This window comes from Amycolatopsis rubida, assembly GCF_900115345.1.
GTDB lineage: Bacteria > Actinomycetota > Actinomycetes > Mycobacteriales > Pseudonocardiaceae > Amycolatopsis > Amycolatopsis rubida.
On record NZ_FOWC01000003.1, the window covers coordinates 371,689 to 392,441 of the forward strand.

A 20,753-nucleotide genomic window follows, 5' to 3' on the forward strand; every position below is an offset into this window, starting at 1 on the left:
GCAACGGACCCGGGGGCTTCGATCGAAGACCGGCCTCACACCTCCTCAAGCGTCCTCGGGCGAACCGGGTCCCACAGTGGGAGACTCGCGCTGCTGCGATGGAACCAAAGAGGAGATTGACCATATGACCGACTCCACCGGAGTCACCGTGTTCGAAACCGAAGCCGTTCTGGACAACGGCCGGTTCGGCACCCGCACCGTCCGGTTCGAGACCGGCCGGCTCGCCAAGCAGGCCGCCGGCGCCGTCGTCGCGTACCTGGACGAAGAGACCATGCTGCTGTCGGCGACCACGGCGTCGAAGCACCCGAAGGAGCACTTCGACTTCTTCCCGCTGACCGTGGACGTCGAGGAGCGGATGTACGCCGCCGGCCGCATCCCGGGCGCGTTCTTCCGCCGCGAGGGCCGCCCGTCGACCGACGCGATCCTCACCTGCCGCCTGATCGACCGCCCGCTGCGTCCGTCCTTCGCCGACGGCCTGCGCAACGAGATCCAGGTCGTCATCACCGTCCAGAGCCTCAACCCGGACGACCCGTACGACGTGCTGGCGATCAACGCCGCGTCGGCCTCCACCCAGATCGCCGGCCTGCCGTTCTCCGGCCCGGTCGGCGGCGTGCGCGTCGGGCTGATCGAGGGCCAGTGGGTCGCGTTCCCGACCTGGTCGCAGCTGGAGAAGGCCACCTTTAACATGGTGGTCGCGGGACGCATCGTCGGTGACGATGTCGCGATCATGATGGTCGAGGCCGAGGGGACCGAGCACACGCTCGACCTGATCGCCGACGGCGGCACCGCGCCGGACGAGATCACCGTCGCGCAGGGCCTTGAGGCCGCGAAGCCGTTCATCCGCGTGCTGTGCGAGGCGCAGCAGCGGCTGGCCGCCGACGCCGCGAAGCCGACCGGCGAGTTCCCGGTGTACCCGGCCTACCAGCCGGACATCTACGAGGCCGTCTCCGCGATCGCGTCCGACGAGCTGGCCAAGGCGCTGCAGATCGCCGGCAAGCAGGACCGCGACAAGGCGACCGACGAGGTCAAGGCGGCCGTCCTGGAGAAGCTCGGCCTCGGCGAGGGCGAAGCCTTCGAAGGCCGCGACAAGGAGGTCGGCGGTGCGTTCAAGGCGCTGACCAAGAAGATCATGCGCACCCGCGTCCTCACCGAGAAGATCCGGATGGACGGCCGCGGCCTGACCGACATCCGCCAGCTCTCGGCCGAGGTCGCGGTGATCCCGCGGGCGCACGGTTCGGCGCTGTTCGAGCGCGGCGAGACCCAGATCCTGGGCATCACCACGCTGAACATGCTCCGCATGGAGCAGCAGATCGACTCGCTCTCCCCGGAGACGCACAAGCGCTACCTGCACCACTACAACTTCCCGCCGTTCTCCACCGGCGAGACCGGCCGCGTCGGTTCGCCGAAGCGGCGCGAGATCGGCCACGGCATGCTCGCCGAGCGCGCCCTGGTCCCGGTGCTGCCGAAGCGGGACGAGTTCCCCTACGCGATCCGCCAGGTCTCCGAGGCGCTGGGCTCCAACGGCTCCACCTCGATGGGCTCGGTCTGCGCGTCCACCATGGGCCTGTTCAACGCCGGCGTGCCGCTGAAGGCTCCGGTCGCGGGCATCGCCATGGGCCTGGTGTCCGACGAGGTGGACGGCGAGACGCGCTACGTCGCGCTGACCGACATCCTCGGCGCCGAGGACGCGCTGGGCGACATGGACTTCAAGGTCGCCGGCACGAAGGACATCATCACCGCGCTGCAGCTGGACACCAAGCTGGACGGCATCCCGTCCGAGGTGCTCGCGGCCGCGCTGAAGCAGGCGAAGGACGCTCGCCTCGCCATCCTGGAAGTCATCGCCGAGGCGATCGACGGCCCGGACGAGATGAGCCCGTACGCCCCGCGCGTCACGTCGGTGAAGATCCCGGTCGACAAGATCGGCGAGGTCATCGGGCCGAAGGGCAAGATGATCAACTCGATCACCGAGGAGACCGGCGCCGACATCTCGATCGAGGACGACGGCACGATCTACGTGGGCGCGGCCGACGGCCCGTCGGCGGAGGCGGCGATCGGCAAGATCAACGCCATCGCCAACCCGCAGCTGCCGAAGGTCGGCGAGCGCTTCCTGGGCACCGTGGTGAAGACGGCCGCGTTCGGCGCGTTCGTCTCGCTGCTGCCGGGCAAGGACGGCCTCGTGCACATCTCGAAGCTGGGCAACGGCAAGCGGATCGCGAAGGTCGAGGACGTGGTGAACGTCGGCGACAAGATCCGCGTCGAGATCGCCGACATCGACAACCGCGGCAAGATCAGCCTGATCGTCGTCAAGGAAGAAGACGCGAAGCCCGCCGAAGGCGACGCCGCTCCGGCCGAGACCGCCGAAGCCAAGTAAGGTTCGCCCCGCAGTTCCATCGAGGGCCTCCTGACCCGAACCCGGGCAGGAGGCCCTCGCTGCGACCCAGCCCGCCCCGGCGCTTCGCCGCTCACCCAAGCGAACCGCGGGATCGCCGACTTGACGGCGATCCCGCCGCGACGGCGGAGCCGGCGCACTCAAACACAGAGGTTTCATTGGCACGGCAGGTTTCCGGGCACGAGCAGCCCGTCGGCACCACCCGTACGCTGGAGTCCACTTCGGACGGTGCGGTCGTCAAGCGGAGTGTCCTTCCCGGCGGCCTGCGGGTGATCACCGAGCACGTCCCCGCGTCCCGGTCGGCGACGGTCGGGCTGTGGGTCGGAGTCGGTTCGCGGGACGAGCCGTCGCCGGTCGCGGGCGCGGCGCACTACCTGGAACACTTGCTGTTCAAGGGAACCGCCCACCGCGACGCCACCCAGATCGCGGAAGAGATCGACGCGGTGGGCGGCGAATTCAACGCCTTCACCGCCAAGGAACACACCTGCTACTACGCCCAGGTGCTGGACGCGGATCTGCCGCTGGCGCTCGACCTCGTCACCGACGTGGTCTTCGAAGCGCAGTGCACGGACCGCGACATGGACATGGAGCGCAGCGTCGTCCTCGAAGAGATCGCGATGCGCGACGACGATCCGGAAGACCTGCTGCACGAGGAATTCGTCAGCGCGGTCCTCGGCGACCACCCGCTGGGCCGTCCGGTGCTGGGCACGGAAAAGTCCATCACCGAGATGTCGCCGGTCGCGCTGCGCGGCTTTTACCGCCGTCGCTACACCCTGCCGCGGATGGTGCTCGCAGTTGCCGGGAACGTCGACCACGGCCAGGTCCTGCGCCTGGTCAAACGCGCGCTGAAGGACCGCCTCGGCGGCACCGCCACGCCGGTCGCGCCGAGGTCCGGCCGCGCGCGGCTGAAGACGGTGCCGAAGCTGGCGTTGCACCCGGACGACACCGAGCAGGCGCACGTGATGCTCGGCTTCCGCGCGTTGCCGCGGCACGACGAGCGCCGGTTCACCCTGTCGGTGCTCAACGCGGCGCTCGGCGGCGGCATGAGTTCGCGGCTGTTCCAGGAGATCCGCGAGCGCCGGGGCCTGGCGTACCAGGTGTATTCGTCGGTGGCGAGCTACGCCGATCTCGGGCATATGTCGGTGTACGCGGGCTGTCAGCCGGAGCGGCTCGGCCAGGTCGCCGGCGTGATCCGCGAGGTGCTCGACTCGGTCGCCGCGGACGGGCTGTCCGGCGCCGAGGTCGCGCGGGCCAAGGGACAGCTGCGCGGCGGGCTCGTGCTGGGGCTGGAGGACACGTCGTCGCGGATGTCCCGGATCGGCAAGAACGAGCTGAACTACGCCCGGTACCTGGGCGTGGACGACACCATCGCGAGGATCGACGCGGTCACGACCGAAGACGTGTGTGCGCTCGCTCGCACTCTGCTGCGGCGTCCCGGCGGGGTGTCGTCCGCGGCGGTGGTGGGGCCGTACGCTCACGCCGACGACCTGCCGGACGATCTGCACGAGGTGATCGCGTCATGACCGAGTCCCCGATCCGCGTCGGCGTGCTGGGCGCACGCGGCCGCATGGGCGCCACCGTGGTGAAAGCCGTGGAAGGTGCCGCGGACCAGGAACTGGTGGCCGCGCTGGACGCGGGCGACGATTTCGCCGCGCTCGAGAACGCGCAGGTGGTCGTGGACTTCACGCACCCGGACGCGGTGATGGACAACCTGCGCTGGCTGATCGCGCACGACCGGCACGCGGTTGTCGGCACCACCGGCTTCAGCGAGGAACGGCTGGCCGAACTGCGCGGGCTGCTGGCGGACAAGCCGTCGGTGGGCGTGCTGATCGCCCCGAACTTCGCGCTGGGCGCGGTGCTGGCGATGCGGTTCGCGGCGCAGGCGGCGAAGTTCTACGCCTCGGCCGAGATCATCGAATTGCACCACAACCGCAAGGCCGACGCCCCGTCCGGCACCGCCGCGCACACCGCGCGGATGATCGCCGCCGCGCGCGCTTCCGCTGGCGTCACGCCCGGCCCGGACGCCACGACGGCCGAATTGGACGGTGCCCGCGGCGCTTCCGTCGAGGACGTCCACGTGCACTCCGTCCGGCTGCCGGGCTTGGTGGCGCACGAGGAAATCCTGTTCGGCGGCGAGGGCGAAACCCTGACCATCCGGCACGATTCGCTGGACCGGACGTCGTTCATGCCGGGCGTGCTGCTCGGCGTGCGCTCGGTGGTGTCGCGACCCGGCCTGACGGTCGGCCTGGAGAACGTGCTCGACCTGTGAAAGCCCGTAATTTCGCGCTGCTGATGACGGCGGCGCTGGTGGTGTACCTGGTCCTGCTGGCGGACCGGGCCGTGGCGCTGCTCGGCACCGGGACGCCGGCCGGGATCGCGCTGGGCATCGGCGTGTTCCTGCTGCCGCTGCTGGGAGTGTGGATCGTCGTGGTGACCTGGCGCTCCGGCATGCAGATCCAGCGGCTGTCCCGGCAGCTGGACGCCGAGGGCGGCCTGCCGGACGTGTCGGAGCTGCCGCGCCGCCCGTCCGGCCGCGTGGACCGCGACGCCGCGGACGCGTGGTTCGACGAACGCCGCGCGGAAGTCGAGGCGGACCAGGAAAATTGGCGGCCCTGGTACCGGCTGGCCTACGCGTACGACATCGCAGGCGACCGGCGGCGGGCTCGGGCGACCATGCGCAAGGCGATCGAGCTGGAAGCCGCCGAACGCCAGTAGCGCTGGACAAAGGTCCGTGAGGGGAACTCTGCGGGAAGCAGATTCCCGCAGGGTTCCCCTCACGGACTTCTAGCCGGTTACTGCAGCCAGCCGGCGAACATCGCGGGCGAAGCCGCCAGCAGACTGAACCGCACCCATCGCCCGGCCAGCCCCGCGGCGAGGAATGTCGACAGCCGCATCCGGACCATCCCGGCGAGCACGCTCGTCGCCATGAACGGCGGCAGCCCGACGAGCGAGCTGACCCCGTAGGTGCCGGTCATCCAGTGCGGATGGCGCTGGCAGCGTTCGCGCAGCGCCTCGATCTTGCCTCGGATCACCTTGGTGCGCAGCTGCCAGCGGACCCGCCGCGGCGTCAGCGGGCGTTCGCGGTGCAGCCGGTCGTGCAGGAACTTCGGGAGCCGGATCGAGCCGCGCGCGGCCAGGTAGTACAGCAGTTTCCCGGCGATCTGCCCGGCCGCGACCGCGCCGCCGAGCCACAGCCAGTGCACGCTGTGCTGGCTCGCGCAGAGGCCGATGACGAAGAGCTCGGCATTGACCAGCGGCACGATCGCCGAGCCGAAGGCGACGCCGAGGGTGATGAGCACCCATCCCATTGCGTCACCCCCTCCGTGTCCGTGCTCACTCCAAGCTATCAGCCATCACGAAAAGATCACGGGGGTTAACCCCACTCTTTTCCCTGGCGCCAACCCCAGAAGATCACCTGGCCGACCGGTCTCGGACACCTTCTGCTGCCACTCTCGAACCCGTGCCCGAGGTGCCGATCGCCGACCGTTTCGCCGGGCTGTGCGCCGCCGTCGTGCGCGTGCTGCCGTTCGGCTTGTCCCGGATCGTCGCGCCGAGTTTCCTCGGTTTCGCGGTGATCAACGGCTTCACCTTCGGCGTCGATCTAGTGCTGCTGACGGTGTTCCACGGCGGGCTCAAGTGGCCGGTGTGGCTGTCGATCAGCGTCGCGTACCTGGTCGCGTTCGGGCTGAGTTTCGTGCTCAACCGCGCGCTCAACTTCCGTTCGCACGCGCCGGTGGGCCGCCAGGCGGTGCTGTACGTGGCGGCGATCGCGGTGAACTACGTGGTGTTCCTGCTCGGGCTAGGCGCCGGATTGGCCGCGCTGGGCGTCGAGTACCACCTGTCGCGGCTGATCGCCGGGGCGGGCGAGGGCGTGTTCATGTACTCGGTGATGCGCTGGGTGGTGTTCGCGAAGCGCGAAGAGCCGGTCAGTGTGTGAGTTCTAGTTCCAGTGTGCCGGTGAGCCGGACCTCGCGCAGCGTGCCGCGGCCGGTGTCGAGGGTGCGGACGGTGCCGTCGGGGGACCAGCCGGCGCGACGGTAGAAGCCGAGGGTCGCGTGGTCGGACTGCGCGACCCAGGTGATGCCGCGGCTGAGCCCGTTCGCGCGCAGGTCGGCGGCGGCGGTCGCGAGCAGTCGCCCCGCGTGCCCGCGACGGCCCCAGCGCGGCTCGACCACCAGCGACGCGATCAGGCCGGGAGCGTCCTCGGGCGCGGACCCGTCGGCCGCGGCGGCTTCGTCCCGCGGGGCCGGGCCCGCGACGCAGTAGCCGACCGTGAACGAGCCCTCGGCGGCCAGGTAGACGCGGGAATCGGGGTACTCGATCGTCTCCGCCCAGGTGCCTTCGAGGTCGGCCCGGTCGAGGTCGTCGATGGCTTCGTCGCCCAGCAGACCGGCGTAGGCGGCCCGCCAGGTCAGCCGCTGGATGCGGGCGATCTCCGCGGCGTCGGACGGGTTCGCGGGACGGACTTCGGCGGCACTCACGCGGGCAATGTACCGAAACTGTCGGGGGTGGCTGGCACCATGGCGGGATCATGCAGACGATCAGCCTTTCCGCCGCCCGCCGCACCGCTCTGGCCGCGCAGGGGTTCGCCGACCCCCGGCCCTCCGCCGACCCGACCCGGCGGCACCTCGCCAAGGTGTTGTCCCGGGTCCAGTTGCTGCAGCTGGACTCGGTCAACGTCGCCGTGCGCGCGCACTACATGCCGCTGTTCTCGCGCCTGGGCGCGTACGACCCGGCGCTGGTCGACGACGCCGCGTGGAGCCACCGCGCACGGCGGCCGCGGCTGCTGGTCGAGTCGTGGGCGCACGAGGCCAGCCTGCTGCCGGTCGAAGACTGGCCGCTGCTGCGGTCCGGGGCCAAGCGGGACGGCTGGTGGCGGAACTACACCCGGGTGGTCGACACGGTGCCCGGCCTGCTCGACGACGTGCTGGCGGTGGTGAAAGAACACGGTCCGATCGGCGCCGGGGCGATCGAGAAAGCACTGGAGAGCGAGGCGGTCCGGCGCGGGCCGGGTGCGTGGTGGGAACGCTCGGTGGTGAAGAAGGCGTGCGAGTACCTGTTCGGCGTCGGCCAGCTGAGCACGGGAACGCGGCGGTCTTTCGAGCGGCTGTACGACCTGACGGAGCGAGTCGTGCCGCCGGAGGTGCTGTCCCGCAAGGTTTCCGCGGAGGAAGGCGCCCGCGGCCTGATCGACCGCTCGGCACGGGCACTGGGCGTGGCAACGGAAACCGATCTGCGCGACTACTACCGCCTTGGCCCGGCCGTCTCCCGGCAGGCTGTTCAGGAGCTGGTCGAGGAAGGCGTCCTGGAGCCAGTCCAGGTGGACGATTGGCGCGCGGTCGCCTACCGGCACGCCGAAGCGCGGACGCCGCGGGCAGTGTCCGGACGGGCTTTGCTGTGCCCGTTCGATCCGCTGATCTGGGAACGCGCGCGGACCGAGCGGTTGTTCGGTTTCCGGTACCGCATCGAGATTTACGTCCCGGAAGCCAAGCGGGTGCACGGGTATTACGTGTTCCCGTTCCTGCTGGACGGGGCGCTGTCGGCAAGGGTGGACCTGAAGTCCGACCGGGCGGCCGGGGTGTTGCGGGTGCAGGGTGCGTTCGCCGAGCCCGGCGTCGACCAGCCGCGGGTGGCGGCGGAGCTGGCCGGGGAACTGCGGACGATGGCGGAATGGCAGGGGCTGGGCGGCGTCGTGGTGGGGGAGCGAGGTGATCTGGCCCGGGCGTTGCGGCGTGCGGTGAAGTGAGCGGGGCTCGTGAGTGCTGGTGCCGGTTAGGACCGGCGTCGCCACTCACGACGTCTCGCGCGCTCGGGGCCGCGCTGACTGGGGTGACGGCGTCGGCGGCGTGGCAGCCGGGGCGTCGTGAGTGCCTGTGCCGGTTAGAACCGGCATCGCCACTCACGACGCACGCGGGGGCGTTGAGGGGTTCGGCGCGTGGGGAAGTCGTTGCGGCGGCTGTGATTTGGCGTGCGGGAAATCCGCGCCGAGACGACTTGCTATGGCGCACAGCGGCTTCCCAGCTACCGCACGAAGCGGCTTCCCGGCCACCGCACGAAGCGGCGGGCCACCCGGAATTCCCGGTGCGGCCCGCCGCCTCCCCCTTGCATCCGTCTGCTCGGCGCACCCGGGGTAGCGGAGTAACGGGTGTGCAGGCCGGAGCAGACGGGATGGTCCCGCGTCAGCCGGCCGCGCGGGTGACCACCGCGTTGCCGGTTCCGGTGCGGGCGCGGACTTTCAGCGCGACCGCGTCCTCCGGCGGCGTGTCCGAGACGGCCAGCTCGCTCGAAACCCGCCCGGCCGCCGACGCCAGTTCCACTTCCGCCCGCACCCCGCTGCGGATGCCGACTCGCACCTCGCCCGAGCCGGTGATCAGTTCGAGCGAGCCGGACGCCGCGTCGGCCACCGACAGGTCGCCGCTGCCGGTGCGGGCCATCACGTCGCCCTCGACCGCGCCCAGCCAGACGTTTCCGGTGCCGGTGCCGAGCGTCGCCGGTCCGGCGATCGACGCCGCTTCGACCGAACCGCTTCCGCTCCGCAACTGAAGTCCGGCCAGGGTCGGGCCGAGTTTCACGGCTCCGGTGCCGGTCCGGATGGTGGCCGCGCCGTCCGCGCGTTCCAGCGACACTTCCCCGGATCCGGTGAGGATGTCCGCGCGGCCCGCGGCACCGGTCACCGCGACGTCTGCCGAACCCGCGCGCACTTCGAGATGCGACCCGGCCGGCGCGTGCACCGTCACCGCCACCGGAACATTCCGCAGCTGCCACGCCTTCGCCGCCCGCACGACGACCCGGTTGCCGGTCTTCTCGATCCGCGCCTGACGCACCGCGTCGGCGACCGAGAACTCCGGCACGCCGCCGAACTGGTCCCCGAACTTCTCGCCGACCCACGACAGCAGGCTGCTGACCCCGTTCACCCACGACGGCTGTTCGCCCGCGTCGTGCTGCAGCCGCACCGTCACCCCGGACTCCCGCCCGAGCACGACCTCGACCCGCCCGATCGTGACGCCCAGGTCCAGTTCGACCGGACCGTCCGCCGCGAAGTCCTGCAGCCGCACGTACGGACCCGGTTCCGCGGAATCCGAACCGCTGCTTGCCGAAGCGCTGGAGCGGGCCGCCGAGCTGTCCGAAGCGGACTCGGCGCCGACGGATCCAGCCTCACTGCCTGCCTCGCTCGACGCGGACGCGGTCCCCGAGGGACCTCCGCCGTGCCTGGTGCCCGCTGGCGCGGCATCCGCTCCCGCGGAGGTTTCGCTTGCCGCAGCATCCGCTCCCGCGGGGGTTCCGCTTGCCGCAGCGTCCGCTCCGGCGGGGGTTTCGCTTGCCGCGGCATCCGCTCCCGCAGGGGTTCCGCTTGCCGCGGCATCCGCTCCGGCGGAGGTTCCGTCCGCCACGGCCCCTGCGTCCGCCCCGCCCGCGCCTTCCGTCCCGAAGCCAGCTTCCCCAACCCGGCCTTCGGTGTTCTTCCCCTGGTCTTCCCGGTTTTCGCCCATGGTGGTGCCCCCTCCTAGCCTTCGACCCAGCCGTGCAGCTTGGTCTCGGTGTGGCCCCCGCCGCTGCCGCTGTCCTGCCAGCGCTGGTGCCGTTGCTGGTGCTGCTGCGCCTGGCCGAGCGCCCCCTGCACGGCCTGCGCCACGAACGTGTTCAGCGAAACCCCTTGCGCGGCCGCTGCCTGCTCGGCCTGGCCCTTGATCTGCTCGACCAGCCGCAACGTGATCCGCGAGATGTCGCCGCCGTCGATCGGAGGGACCGGCGGCGGGGGAGGCGCGGACGAAGAACGGTCCTCGCCGCCGGTCACGACCACGCGCACGTCCCGGCCGTCGAGCCGGACGTCCACGACCTGGCCGGGCAGTGCGGCGGTCACCTCGGCCGCCAGGTCGGCCAGCGCGTTCATCAGCGTGAGCCGGACTGCCGGTTCCAGAGCAGACGACAGCAGTGCGGCCGCCCGCCGGGTCTGCTCGTCCCCGGCGGAGGCCGTGTTCGCGAGGTCTTCGCGAAGGTTCGCGATATACGGCGTCAAGTCCATGACATCACTATGGCGTCACCGGTGACGTCACGTCAAGGCACGGTGATGTCACCGGTGCTGCCGGGTTAGGCTGGCGGAGCCGACATGAGGGGAGCGAGACCGGTGCCGCCCAAGGTGCAGCTGATCGCGAAAACCGAGTTCTTCCCGCCCGAGGACGTGCCCTGGTCCACTGACGCCGACGGAGGCGAGGCGCTCGCCGAGTTCGCCGGGCGCGCCTGCTACCAGTCCTGGGAGAAGCCGAATCCCGCGACCGCGACCAACGCCGGGTACCTTGAGCACGTCATCGACGTCGGCCATCTGGCCGTGCTGGAGCACGGATCGGTCACCTTCTACCTGTCCGGGATCTCCCGCTCGCTGACCCATGAGCTGATCCGGCACCGGCATTTCTCCTACTCCCAGCTGTCCCGGCGCTACGTTCCCGAGCGCGACGCGGAGTTCGTCGAGCCGGACGTCATCGCCGAAGACCCGGTGCTGCACGAGAAATTCGTCAAGGCCACGCAGGCGAGCGCGGCCGCGTACGACGAGCTGCTCGCCGGGCTGGAGGAGAAGTTCGCGGACACGCCCAGCGCCACCCTGCGCCGCAAGCAAGCCCGCCAGGCGGCCCGCGCCGTGTTGCCGAACGCGACCGAGACCCGCATCGTCGTCACCGGCAACTACCGCGCCTGGCGGCATTTCATCGCGATGCGCGCCACCGAGCACGCGGACGTCGAGATCCGTTCGCTGGCCATCGAATGCCTGCGGCAGTTGCACAAGGCGGCGGCCAACGTGTTCGCCGACTTCACGATTTCGACCCTGCCCGACGGCACCGAGATCGCGTCGAGCCCGAAAGTGCTGGAAGGCTGACAACGCACTGATGAAACACCTGACGATCGACCTCCGTCCCGCCCCGTTCTCGGTCGTGCGGCTGCCCGCCGACGCCGCCGTTCCCGCGGAGCTGCTCGAACCCGGCGAGCCCGCGCTCGTCTCGGTCACCCGCACGCCCGACGAGCTGTCGGTGATCTGCCCGACCGGCCGCGAGCCCGAGGGCGGCACCGTCGAGGACGGCTGGCGGCTGTTCACCGTGCGCGGGCCGCTGGCATTCACTCTCACCGGCATCATTTCCGCGCTCGCCTCGGAGCTGGCGGCGGCGGGCGTCGCGCTGTTCTCGCTGTCCACCTTCGACACCGACCACATCCTGGTGCGCTCGGACGACCTCGACCGCGCGGTGGCGGCGTTCCGCGAAGCCGGTCACGAAGTGCTCTTGCCTGCCTGACCGTCCGCAGGAGTGGCGTGGTGCAGCACACCCTTGCCCGGTAAAGTTCGGCATGCCTAAACTTCGAGTTGGGGTTACCGATATCAGGGAGTGGGCGCACATGGCGGTGGCGGAAGCGGCACGTCCGCGCGGCGTGGCCCGGCTGCGGGCGGGCTGGGCGCTGCTCGGACCGGCGTTCGTCGCCGCGATCGCGTACGTCGACCCGGGCAACGTCGCGGCCAATGTCAGCGCCGGCGCGCGCTACGGCTACCTGCTGGTGTGGGTGATCGTCGCGGCGAACCTGATGGCCGTGCTGGTGCAGTACCTGTCGGCGAAGCTCGGTCTCGTCACCGGCCAGTCGCTGCCGGAGGCACTGCGCGACCGGCTGTCCAGCCGGTCGCGGCTCGCGTACTGGGCGCAGGCCGAGATCGTCGCGGTCGCCACTGACCTGGCCGAGGTCGTCGGCGGCGCGATCGCGCTCAACCTCCTTTTCGGACTCCCGCTGGTCGCCGGCGGGCTCGTCACCGGGCTCGTGTCGCTGGTGCTGCTCGCGGTGCAGGACCGCGGCGGACAGCGCCCGTTCGAACGCGTCGTGACCGGTCTGCTGGTGGTGATCGCGGTCGGGTTCCTGGCGAGCCTGTTCGTCGAATCGCCGTCGGCCGCCGGGATCGCGAACGGCCTCATCCCACGCTTCAGCGGCGGCGACAGCGTGCTGATCGCGGCGGCGATGCTCGGCGCGACGGTGATGCCGCACGCGGTGTACCTCCACTCCGGGCTGGTCCGCGACCGGCACGGCGAACCGGAACCCGGGCAGCGCCGGCGGCTGCTGCGGGCGACCCGCTACGACGTCGGGTTCGCGATGCTGCTCGCCGGCGCGGTGAACCTCGGCATGCTTCTTGTGGCCGCGACGAATCTCCAAGGCCAGCAAGGCGTCGACACCATCGAAGGCGCACACGGCGCGGTCGCCGCCGCGCTCGGGCCAGGGGTCGCGCTGTTGTTCGCGATCGGCCTGCTCGCTTCCGGGCTGGCCTCGACATCCGTGGGTGCGTACGCGGGTGCGATGATCATGCAAGGCTTGCTGCGCAAGAGGATTCCGATCGTGGTGCGTCGGCTTGTCACGCTCGCCCCGGCGATTGTCGTGCTGGCGCTGGGCGCCGATCCGAGTGCCGCGCTGGTGGTCTCGCAGGTGGTGCTGTCGTTCGGCATCCCGTTCGCGCTCGTGCCGCTGATCCGGCTCACCGCCGACCGCGGAGTCATGGGCCCGGACGTCAACCGCCGGATCACCACGGTGCTCGCCGCCGTCGTCGCGGCGGTGATCATCCTGCTCAACGTCGTGCTGATCGTGCTCACCTTCACCGGCTGAAGCAGTCCCGGCCGGACGGAACCGGCGAGGCTGCCGGACGGTCGGACTAGCATCTGCGCGAAGCCGACCGAGGAGCCCGACCCCGTGACCGACGAACAGACCCGCCCGCACGACCCGAACCGCACGGCCCCCGCCGGCCGCGTGGTGGCCGGCCGCTACCTGCTGCTCGGCGAACTGGGCCGCGGCGGCATGGGCATCGTGTGGCGCGCGCAGGACCAGGTGATCGGGCGGCACGTCGCGATCAAGGAATTGCGGCTGCCCGAAGCCGAAGGCGCCGCGGTGTTTTCCGAACGGATCCTCCGCGAGGTGCGTGCGGGCGGACGGCTCAACGACCCGGCCGTCGTCACGGTCTACGACGTCATCACCGACCAGGGCACCACCTGGATCGTGATGGAACTGGTCGAGGCGCCCACTCTCGCCGACCTCGTGCGCGCGTACGGCCCGATGCCCGAACAGCAGGCCGCGGTGATCGGGGAGCGGGTGCTGTCGGCGCTGCAGGCCGCGCACGCTGCCGGGATCGTGCACCGCGACGTCAAGCCGGCCAACATCATGGTCGCGCCGGACGGCCGGGTGAAGCTCACCGACTTCGGCATCGCGCACGCCATCGACGACCCGCGGCTCACCACGAGCGGGATGATCGTCGGCTCGCCCGCGTTCATGGCCCCGGAGCGGGTCGAAGGCCGCGAGGCGATGCCGGAATCGGACCTGTGGTCGCTCGGCGCGACGCTGTACTTCGCGGTCGAGGGAATCGTCGCGTTCGAACGCCCCACCACGGCCGCCACGCTGCACGCGATCATGACCGAAGTGCCGTACCTGACCCGCGTGCAGGGGCCGCTCGGCGCGGTCATCCTCGGCCTCTTGGTGGCGGACCCGGAAGCGCGGCTCACCGCGACGCAGGCGCGGGCGCAACTCGCCCACGCCACCGGTCCGCAGCAACGTCCGGCCACCGCGGTGCTGCCGCAGCAGGAGACCCGCGTCGGCGGACAGCCGACCCGGACGGCCGCGAAGCCGGAAAGCAAGATCCGCCGCGGCTGGTGGGCGGGCGCGATCGCGGTGCTGGTGATCGCCGCGCTGGCCGGCGGGTTCTTCCTCGGCAAGCCGGTGTGGTCGCCGAAGAAGGACGAGCAGCAGGCCGAGACCGTCACTTACGGTCCGGACGGCTACCTCAAGACGTCGATCTCCTCCTCCTCGATCTGCTACAACGCCGTGGTCCAGCCGGGCGTCGTGATCAGCTCGGACAACAACGTCGACTGCAAGAAGAACCACACGCTCGAGATCTACGCCAGCGGGGATCCGATTCCGCTGGAGAGCTGGAGCGACTCCGATTCGGCGGTCGCCCCGTACCCCGGGCTCGACGTGGTCGCCAAGGCGGCGGAGGCGCGGTGTGCGGCGGCGTTCCACTCCGCGGTGGTGCCCGAGCAGCAGCGCGCGGGACTGACCTACCGGGCGATCGTGCCGACCCAGCAGGAGTGGCAGCTGCAGCCGGAGAGCGACAGCAGCGGCGGGCCGGAGCGCGAGGTCTACTGCGTCCTTTCGCGCTCGAACAACGACCAGATCCCGGCGCAGATCACCGCCAAGGTCAAGTAGCCGCGCGAGAAGTTCCGGGCGAACCGGCGCGGCGGCGGAAATTCTCCGAAGTTGCCGCATGCCACACCAGGTCGAGGCCGGGTTCGGCGGTTCGACGAGGTACCGTCGTGGCCATGTCCACCTCACCTGCCGCCGCGCCCGGACGTCCGTTCGGCCGCGTGCTCACCGCGATGGCGACCCCCTTCGACCGGGCCGGGGCGCTGGACGTGAAGCGGGCCCAGGAACTGGCCGAGTACCTCGTGGACCTCGGCAACGACGGCCTCGTCGTCAACGGCACCACCGGCGAGAGCCCGACCACCACCGACCAGGAGAAGACCGCCCTGGTCCGCGCCGTCGTCGAGGCGGTCGGCGACCGCGCGACCGTCGTCGCGGGGGCGGGCACCAACAACACCGCGCACAGCATCGAGCAGGCGCACGCCGCCGCCGAGGCGGGCGCGCACGGCCTGCTCGTCGTCACGCCCTACTACTCGCGGCCGAGCCAGGCCGGGCTGTACGCGCACTTCACCGCGGTCGCGGACGTGACCGAGCTGCCGGTCATGCTCTACGACATCCCGCCGCGCTCGATCGTGCCGATCGAGGTCGACACGCTGCAGCGGCTGGCCGAGCACCCGCGGATCGTCGCGGTGAAGGACGCCAAGGGCGACCTGATCGCCGGCTCCGAGGTCATCGCGAACACCCACCTCGCCTACTACTCCGGCGACGACGGCCTGAACCTGCCGTGGCTGTCGGTCGGCGCGGTCGGCGTGGTCAGCGTGGTCGGGCACGTCGTGGCGGGCCGGATCCGCGCGATGATCGAGGCCTACGAGGCGGGCGACACGTCCACCGCGCGCACGAACCACCGCGGGATGCTGCCGGTGCTGCGGGCGATGTCGCGCGTCGGCGGCGTCGCGTTCAGCAAGGCTTCGCTGCGCCTGCGCGGGTTCGACATCGGCGACCCGCGGCTGCCGATCGTGGCCCCGTTCGACGACCAGCTGGAGCAGATCGCGGCCGATCTCGCCCAGGGCGGCGTGCCGCTGGAGGACAGCGCGGCCTCGGACTGGCATGGTGCACGGGTGGCACAAGCAGATTCGCAGGCGGCCTACACCGCCCCCACCTCGCACACCAGCGTTGGGACAATGCCCCGGTGACCTCACTTCCCGCCGGACCCGGCCCGACGCACCTCCCGCCCGCCCTTCCCGAGGGAGCCCTGCGCGTCGTCGCGCTCGGCGGCATCGGCGAGGTCGGGCGCAACATGACCGTCTTCGAATACGACGGCAGGCTCCTGATCGTCGACTGCGGCGTCCTCTTCCCCGAGGACGACCAGCCGGGCGTCGACCTGATCCTGCCCGACTTCCGCGCGATCGAGGACCGGCTCGACGACATCGACGGCCTCGTGCTCACCCACGGGCACGAGGACCACATCGGAGCCGTCCCGTTCCTGCTCCGGCTGCGCCCGGACGTCCCGATCTACGGTTCGCGCTTCACCAACGCGCTGCTCGCGGCCAAGGCCAAGGAACACCGCCAGCGGCCGAAGCTGATCGAGGTGCGCGAGGGGGAGAAGCGCAAGGTCGGCGCGTTCGACCTCGAGTTCTTCGCGGTGAACCACTCGATCCCGGACGCGCTCGCGGTCGCCATCCGCACGCCGGCCGGCGTCGTGCTGCACACCGGCGACATCAAGCTCGACCAGCTGCCGCTCGACGGGCGGCTCACCGACCTCGCGGGCTTCTCGCGCCTGGGCGACGAGGGCGTGGACCTGTTCTGCGTGGACTCGACCAACGCCGAGGTGCCCGGGTTCGTCATGCCCGAGCGCGACATCGGCCCGGTGCTCGACGACGTCATCCGGCGCGTGGACCAGCGCGTCATCGTCGCCTGCTTCGCCAGCCACGTGCACCGCGTGCAGCAGGTGCTCGCCGCCGCTGTCCGGCACGGCCGCCGGGTGGCGTTCGTCGGCCGGTCGATGGTCCGGAACATGGGCATCGCGGCCGAACTCGGCCTGCTGGACGTGCCCGAAGGCCTGCTCGTGGACCTGGACCAGGCGAGCAACCTGCCGGAGAGCAAGGTGCTGTTCGTGTCGACCGGTTCGCAGGGCGAGCCGCTTTCGGCGCTGTCGCGGATGGCCCGCGGCGAGCACCGGCAGATCTCGATCCGCGCGGGCGACACCGTCGTGCTGGCCAGCTCGATGATCCCGGGCAACGAGACCGCGGTGTTCGGCGTCGTCAACGGCCTGACCCGGCTCGGCGCGAACGTCGTGCACCAGGGCAACGCGAAGGTGCACGTGTCCGGGCACGCGTCCGCCGGCGAGCTGCTGTACCTGTACAACGCGGTCCGGCCGAGCAACGTGATGCCGGTGCACGGCGAGTGGAAACACTTGCGCGCCAACGGGGAACTGGCCATCCGCACCGGCGTCGCGCCGGACAACGTGGTGATCGCCGAGGACGGCGTGGTCGTGGACCTGGTCGACGGCAAGGCCTCGCGCACCGGCCGGGTCGAGGTCGGGCACGTGTATGTGGACGGGCTGTCCGTCGGCGACGTCGGCGAGTCGACTCTGTCCGACCGGCTGGTGCTCGGCGAGGGCGGGTTCATCGCGATCACCGTGGTGGTCGACTCGAACACCGGCCGCGCGGTCAGCAGCCCGACGATCTCCGGCCGCGGGTTCTCCGACGACCCGAAGGCGCTGCACGCCGTCGTGCCGCTCGTGGAGATGGAGCTGGCGCGGACGGAAGCCGAGGGCATCACCGACACCCACCGCATCGCGCAGGCGGTGCGCCGGGTCGTCGGCCGGTGGGTCGCCGACACCTACCGCAGGCGGCCGATGATCGTGCCGACGGTCATCCCGGTCTGACTCAGCGCCGCGCGCCCGCCAGCAGCAACGCCATCATGACGATCGCTGCCTGGCGGGCGAGCGCGTCGCGGGCTCCGCGCTGGCCGGCCCGGCTCGGTCGGTGGTCCATGAGATCCCCCGGGTGTCTCGTGCGGCTCGCTCCAGTGCGGCTGGTCCGCGGACAGGACACATCCCGCTGAAGATTGGTTCCCGGCTCCACCCGGAGAGGGAGTCAGGCGACCGCCGCGGTCTGCCGTTGGACCAGGTAGGCGCCGCCGAGCAGCAGCGCGGCGCCGACCGCCTGCGGCCAGGCGAGCGCTTCGCCGAGCAGCGCCCACGCGAACGCCGCCGCTGTGACGGGTTCGAGCAGCCCGACGACGCTCGCCACCGAGGCGGGCAGGTGGCGCAGCGCCGAGATTCCCGCGACGTAAGGGATCGCCGTCGACAGCACCACCAGGCCGAGCAGCAGCAGCCACAGCGGCGGGGTCCACGGTCCGAATGCGGCGGTCTGGCCCGCCATCCCCAGCGGCAGCGTCCACGGCGGAGCGGTGACGCTCACGAGCGCCCCGCCGATCACCATGCCCCAGGTGACCAGCCCGAGCGGTTCGCGCTCGGCGACCGCGCGTTCGCCGAGCAGGAAGTACCCGGCCGAACAGAGCGCCGCGCCGATCCCGGCCAGCAGCCCGATCGCGTCGAGCCGCAGTCCCTGCCAGACCTGGGCGACCAGCGCCAGCCCGGCCAGCGCGATCGCCATCCCGAACCACAGCATGCGCGGCAGCCGTTTCTTCCGCACCACGCGCACCCACAACGCGATCAGCACCGGCGACAGGAACTCCAGCAGGATCGCGATGCCGACCGGGATCCGTTGCGCGGCAATGAAATACAGCAGCTGCGTACCGGCCACGCCGAGCGCGCCGTACGCCAGCAGCATCGGCCATTCCCCGCGCCGGACGCGCAGCGTGCGCGGCGCGAAGAGCGCGGTGCCGATCAGCAGCAGGACTCCCGCCGTCCCGATCCGCAGCACCGCCACCTGCTCCGGCGTCATGCCCGCGCCCATGACCGGCTTCGCGAGCGTGCCGGACGTGCTGAAGAAGACCGCGGCGAGCAGGACGAGCGAGAGTCCGCGGCCCCGGTGGATCGCCCGGGGTTGTTCCAGGACGGGGAGTTCGGTGGTCACGCTCGGGACATTACGGAGCGGGGCGACCGAACGAAACTAAGTTATTCCCCGGTTTTCAGGCCCGTCGCGACGTGTGTCGTGATCGTCGCCAGCCGCCGCCCCTGAATCCGCAACGCCTGCAGTGCGGTGTCGTCCGGCGCCGCGGATGCGCGCGAGACGAACGAGCCGCCGTAGGGGTTGCCGGACTCCAGCAGGTGCGGGTCCGCGTAGCCGAGGGGGAGGACGATCGCGCCCCAGTGATAGAAGATGTTGTTGATTGCCAGCACGGTCGCTTCGAGGCCGCCGTGCGCGGTGGAGGCCGAGGTGAACGACGTCGCCACCTTGCCGGCCAGTTTCCCTTGCGCCCACAGGCCGCCCGTGGTGTCCACAAAGGACTTCAACTGTGCGGCGGGTCCGCCGAACCGGGTCGGGCTGCCGAGTGCGAGCCCGTCCGCCCATTCGAGATCGGCCAGCGTGGCGGTTTCGTGGTGCGGCCCGGAATCGACCCAACCCTGCCAACGCCGATTGCTGGCGATCGCTTCCGGCGGCGCGGTCTCGGCCACGGTGCGGACGCGTACCTCCGCCCCGGCTTCGCCCGCCCCTTCGGCGAGCGCCCCGGCGAGGGCGGCGGTGTTGCCAGTGGCGCTGTAGTAGACGACCAGAATGCGGGTGCTCACACCTCGTGACCCTAGCCCGGCTCGGCGAGGCGTCCCACGATCCGGACTCAGCGCTGCGGCTTCCAGGGACTGACGGTGTCGGTCGGCCGGGTCGGGTCGTGGAAGCGCGGACGAAGGGGTTCGTGGCGGCGCAACGGAACCAGGCCGTCCGTGATGGCCTGCATGATCTTGGCGTGCGCGCGAACGCCCGCGCCCGGCCGCTCCGGCTCGACCTCGGAGAGGTCCACCGGGGCCCCGAAATGCACCTTGAACCGGGGCCGCCGCAACGGCGCGCTCAACCCGGATTTCGCCAGCGGCAGCAGATCCGCGGGCCCGTGCACGGTCTCCGTGCCCCAGTAGACCGCCTCGTGCGCGCCCCACTGGCTGATCGGGATCACCGGCACCCCCGCCGCGAGCGCGAGCCGCGCCGCCCCGGTCTTGCCGCGCTCCGGCCACAGCCCCGGGTCGTGACTGATCCGCCCCTCCGGATAAACGACGATCGGCTCGCGCGTGGTCCGCAACGCCTCAGCCGCCTCGGCGAACTGCCCGACCGCGGTCGCCGCCTTGGCCCGGTCCACGCGCAAATGCCCGCTCACTTTGAGCGCCGGGCCGATCACCGGCGCGTCGAGAATCCCGCCGGCGAGCATGAACCGGGGATTGAGGCCGATCCGCTTGCACGCCGCCATGAGCACGAAGGCGTCGAACACGCCGATGTGATTGGCCGCCATGAGCAACGGCCTGCCCCGGAGCTCCCGCGGCACCGACCCGGTGACGGTGAGCCGCCCGACCAGGTTCACCAGCCCCCGGTCGAGGGTGAGCATCGTCCGCCAGATCGCGGGGGCACGGCGCGGAGCCTCGTCCTGCTGGAGCGCGAACATGAGCAGAGCATTTCACGAGTGGCAAATCGCACCTGATCGGGTGGTTCTCCCTGCCGGTCGGCACCGGATCGGCACTAGCGTCTGCCCGGGAGACGAAGCCGCCTCTCCCGTCGTGATGCGGAGAGGTGCCGGATGCCTGGCTCGGCTCTTGCTTCCGAGTTCGTTCAACGTCCTGGGTTCGACCCGGTGCGTGCCCTGGCTTCATCACGGTGGAGTGCTTTGTGGTCCGCCATTCGCCAGTTGAGGGAAGAAGGCACTGACGATGCGCAGCTGTCCGATCTCGTAGCGCTCGCCGAGGTGGAGAGGGCGGTGCTGAACCGGGGGTTCCATCATGCGGAGTGGTGCGATGACCAGTCTCCCGGACGGCACGACCGCGGGTCTTTCGCTGACTACGTGATCGGGGTTTCCCGCGGGAGAGGAGACCCGGCGCCATCGGCGAAGGCGGAAGCTTGGGCCAAGGAAGAGGACGGTGCCGAGTCGGCGGGCGTGCGTCTGCTGGCAGATTCGGAAGACGATGCGAGCGGCACAGCGGGCTGGTTCACTCCCGGCGCGGCTCGTGCGCTGGCCGCACAGCTGGTCGAGGCAGCCGACCTGCTGGAGAGCCGCCGTCGACGGTGATCTGGAGACGATTGTTTCGCCTGCGCCGCGAGTGGCACATGTGACTATCGGT

The 20,753-nt window shown here is 70.9% G+C and carries 20 protein-coding genes; 13 read left to right on the plus strand and 7 right to left on the minus strand.

Translation table 11 applies throughout. From position 1 onward, the window contains the following. Positions 1-124 precede the first annotated feature (124 nt). From BM362_RS16095 to BM362_RS16110, 4 genes are all read left to right on the plus strand, one after another. Entirely contained in the window at positions 125-2,371 is a 2,247-nt protein-coding gene (locus tag BM362_RS16095) for a polyribonucleotide nucleotidyltransferase (protein ID WP_093573665.1), read from the plus strand. Between the two features lie 176 nt (positions 2,372-2,547). Further along, entirely contained in the window at positions 2,548-3,912 is a 1,365-nt protein-coding gene (locus tag BM362_RS16100; protein ID WP_093573666.1) for a M16 family metallopeptidase, read from the plus strand. Further along, a complete protein-coding gene (gene dapB, locus BM362_RS16105) occupies positions 3,909-4,658 on the plus strand; it encodes a 4-hydroxy-tetrahydrodipicolinate reductase (RefSeq protein WP_093573667.1) in 750 nt (249 codons plus the stop codon). The genes BM362_RS16100 and dapB overlap by 4 nt, the downstream gene beginning before the upstream one ends. Then, complete coding sequence (locus BM362_RS16110) at positions 4,655-5,104, plus strand: tetratricopeptide repeat protein (RefSeq protein ID WP_067590769.1); 450 nt, start codon at positions 4,655-4,657, stop codon at positions 5,102-5,104. Before dapB ends, BM362_RS16110 begins: the two co-directional genes overlap by 4 nt. Positions 5,105-5,181: 77 nt before the next feature. Here the strand turns inward: BM362_RS16110 and BM362_RS16115 are convergent, their stop codons facing one another. Further along, complete coding sequence (locus BM362_RS16115) at positions 5,182-5,697, minus strand: YqaA family protein (protein WP_067590772.1); 516 nt, start codon at positions 5,695-5,697, stop codon at positions 5,182-5,184. A 152-nt stretch (positions 5,698-5,849) separates the two neighbouring features. Here BM362_RS16115 and BM362_RS16120 point away from each other — a divergent pair, with 152 nt between their 5' ends. After that, positions 5,850-6,326, plus strand: a complete 477-nt coding sequence (locus tag BM362_RS16120; protein ID WP_208865219.1) for a GtrA family protein — start codon at positions 5,850-5,852, stop codon at positions 6,324-6,326. Here BM362_RS16120 and BM362_RS16125 read toward each other — a convergent pair. Further along, positions 6,316-6,870 carry a GNAT family N-acetyltransferase gene (locus BM362_RS16125; RefSeq protein ID WP_093573668.1) on the minus strand — a complete coding sequence of 185 codons (555 nt, stop codon included), beginning with the start codon at positions 6,868-6,870 and terminating at the stop codon, positions 6,316-6,318. The two genes, BM362_RS16120 and BM362_RS16125, sit on opposite strands and share 11 nt — an antisense overlap. A 50-nt stretch (positions 6,871-6,920) precedes the next feature. On the opposite strand from BM362_RS16125, the gene BM362_RS16130 reads away from it, so the two are divergent. Continuing rightward, on the plus strand, positions 6,921-8,135 hold the full coding sequence (locus BM362_RS16130) for a winged helix-turn-helix domain-containing protein (RefSeq protein WP_093573669.1): 1,215 nt from the start codon (positions 6,921-6,923) through the stop codon (positions 8,133-8,135). A gap of 433 nt (positions 8,136-8,568) precedes the next feature. Here the strand turns inward: BM362_RS16130 and BM362_RS16135 are convergent, their stop codons facing one another. Together BM362_RS16135 and BM362_RS16140 are read right to left on the minus strand one after the other, a co-directional pair. Beyond that, positions 8,569-9,444, minus strand: coding sequence for a DUF4097 family beta strand repeat-containing protein (locus tag BM362_RS16135; RefSeq protein ID WP_067590780.1), 876 nt, complete (start codon positions 9,442-9,444; stop codon positions 8,569-8,571). A 449-nt stretch (positions 9,445-9,893) separates the two neighbouring features. Continuing rightward, on the minus strand, positions 9,894-10,412 hold the full coding sequence (locus BM362_RS16140) for a toxin-antitoxin system HicB family antitoxin (protein ID WP_067590783.1): 519 nt from the start codon (positions 10,410-10,412) through the stop codon (positions 9,894-9,896). 84 nt (positions 10,413-10,496) lie between these two features. Between BM362_RS16140 and thyX the strand changes: the two genes are divergently transcribed. From thyX to BM362_RS16170, 6 genes are all read left to right on the plus strand, one after another. Beyond that, positions 10,497-11,255, plus strand: a complete 759-nt coding sequence (thyX, locus tag BM362_RS16145) for an FAD-dependent thymidylate synthase (protein WP_037812497.1) — start codon at positions 10,497-10,499, stop codon at positions 11,253-11,255. A gap of 10 nt (positions 11,256-11,265) precedes the next feature. Further along, positions 11,266-11,664, plus strand: a complete 399-nt coding sequence (locus BM362_RS16150) for an ACT domain-containing protein (protein WP_067590786.1) — start codon at positions 11,266-11,268, stop codon at positions 11,662-11,664. 100 nt (positions 11,665-11,764) lie between these two features. After that, complete coding sequence (locus BM362_RS16155) at positions 11,765-13,006, plus strand: Nramp family divalent metal transporter (RefSeq protein WP_067590789.1); 1,242 nt, start codon at positions 11,765-11,767, stop codon at positions 13,004-13,006. 84 nt (positions 13,007-13,090) lie between these two features. Then, positions 13,091-14,593, plus strand: a complete 1,503-nt coding sequence (locus BM362_RS16160) for a serine/threonine-protein kinase (protein WP_067590792.1) — start codon at positions 13,091-13,093, stop codon at positions 14,591-14,593. A gap of 113 nt (positions 14,594-14,706) precedes the next feature. Then, positions 14,707-15,720: a 4-hydroxy-tetrahydrodipicolinate synthase gene (dapA, locus tag BM362_RS16165; RefSeq protein WP_067590794.1), complete on the plus strand. Its 1,014-nt coding sequence runs from the start codon at positions 14,707-14,709 to the stop codon at positions 15,718-15,720. Continuing rightward, positions 15,717-17,414, plus strand: a complete 1,698-nt coding sequence (locus tag BM362_RS16170; protein WP_067590797.1) for a ribonuclease J — start codon at positions 15,717-15,719, stop codon at positions 17,412-17,414. Before dapA ends, BM362_RS16170 begins: the two co-directional genes overlap by 4 nt. Before the next feature lie 211 nt (positions 17,415-17,625). On the opposite strand, the gene BM362_RS16175 is transcribed toward BM362_RS16170, so the two are convergent. From BM362_RS16175 to BM362_RS16185, 3 genes are read right to left on the minus strand one after another with little or no spacing between them, the layout of a single operon-like run. Further along, complete coding sequence (locus BM362_RS16175) at positions 17,626-18,570, minus strand: EamA family transporter (protein WP_093573670.1); 945 nt, start codon at positions 18,568-18,570, stop codon at positions 17,626-17,628. Positions 18,571-18,611: 41 nt separating this feature from the next. Further along, positions 18,612-19,226 (minus strand): NAD(P)H:quinone oxidoreductase, encoded by a 615-nt coding sequence (gene wrbA, locus BM362_RS16180; protein ID WP_067590803.1) that lies wholly within the window; start codon positions 19,224-19,226, stop codon positions 18,612-18,614. 47 nt (positions 19,227-19,273) lie between these two features. Continuing rightward, positions 19,274-20,083 (minus strand): lysophospholipid acyltransferase family protein, encoded by an 810-nt coding sequence (locus BM362_RS16185; protein ID WP_167545333.1) that lies wholly within the window; start codon positions 20,081-20,083, stop codon positions 19,274-19,276. 240 nt (positions 20,084-20,323) lie between these two features. On the opposite strand from BM362_RS16185, the gene BM362_RS16190 reads away from it, so the two are divergent. Further along, complete coding sequence (locus tag BM362_RS16190) at positions 20,324-20,701, plus strand: hypothetical protein (RefSeq protein ID WP_093573672.1); 378 nt, start codon at positions 20,324-20,326, stop codon at positions 20,699-20,701. Positions 20,702-20,753 lie beyond the last annotated feature (52 nt).

Coding starts and splice junctions, on each gene's coding strand:
- BM362_RS16095 (WP_093573665.1), top strand. CDS start 125: ATGACCGACTCCACCGGAGTCACCGTGTTCGAAACCGAAGCCGTTCTG.
- dapB (WP_093573667.1), top strand. CDS start 3,909: ATGACCGAGTCCCCGATCCGCGTCGGCGTGCTGGGCGCACGCGGCCGC.
- BM362_RS16115 (WP_067590772.1), bottom strand. CDS start 5,697: ATGGGATGGGTGCTCATCACCCTCGGCGTCGCCTTCGGCTCGGCGATC.
- BM362_RS16130 (WP_093573669.1), top strand. CDS start 6,921: ATGCAGACGATCAGCCTTTCCGCCGCCCGCCGCACCGCTCTGGCCGCG.
- BM362_RS16140 (WP_067590783.1), bottom strand. CDS start 10,412: ATGGACTTGACGCCGTATATCGCGAACCTTCGCGAAGACCTCGCGAAC.
- thyX (WP_037812497.1), top strand. CDS start 10,497: ATGAGGGGAGCGAGACCGGTGCCGCCCAAGGTGCAGCTGATCGCGAAA.
- BM362_RS16150 (WP_067590786.1), top strand. CDS start 11,266: ATGAAACACCTGACGATCGACCTCCGTCCCGCCCCGTTCTCGGTCGTG.
- BM362_RS16155 (WP_067590789.1), top strand. CDS start 11,765: ATGGCGGTGGCGGAAGCGGCACGTCCGCGCGGCGTGGCCCGGCTGCGG.
- dapA (WP_067590794.1), top strand. CDS start 14,707: ATGTCCACCTCACCTGCCGCCGCGCCCGGACGTCCGTTCGGCCGCGTG.
- BM362_RS16185 (WP_167545333.1), bottom strand. CDS start 20,083: ATGTTCGCGCTCCAGCAGGACGAGGCTCCGCGCCGTGCCCCCGCGATC.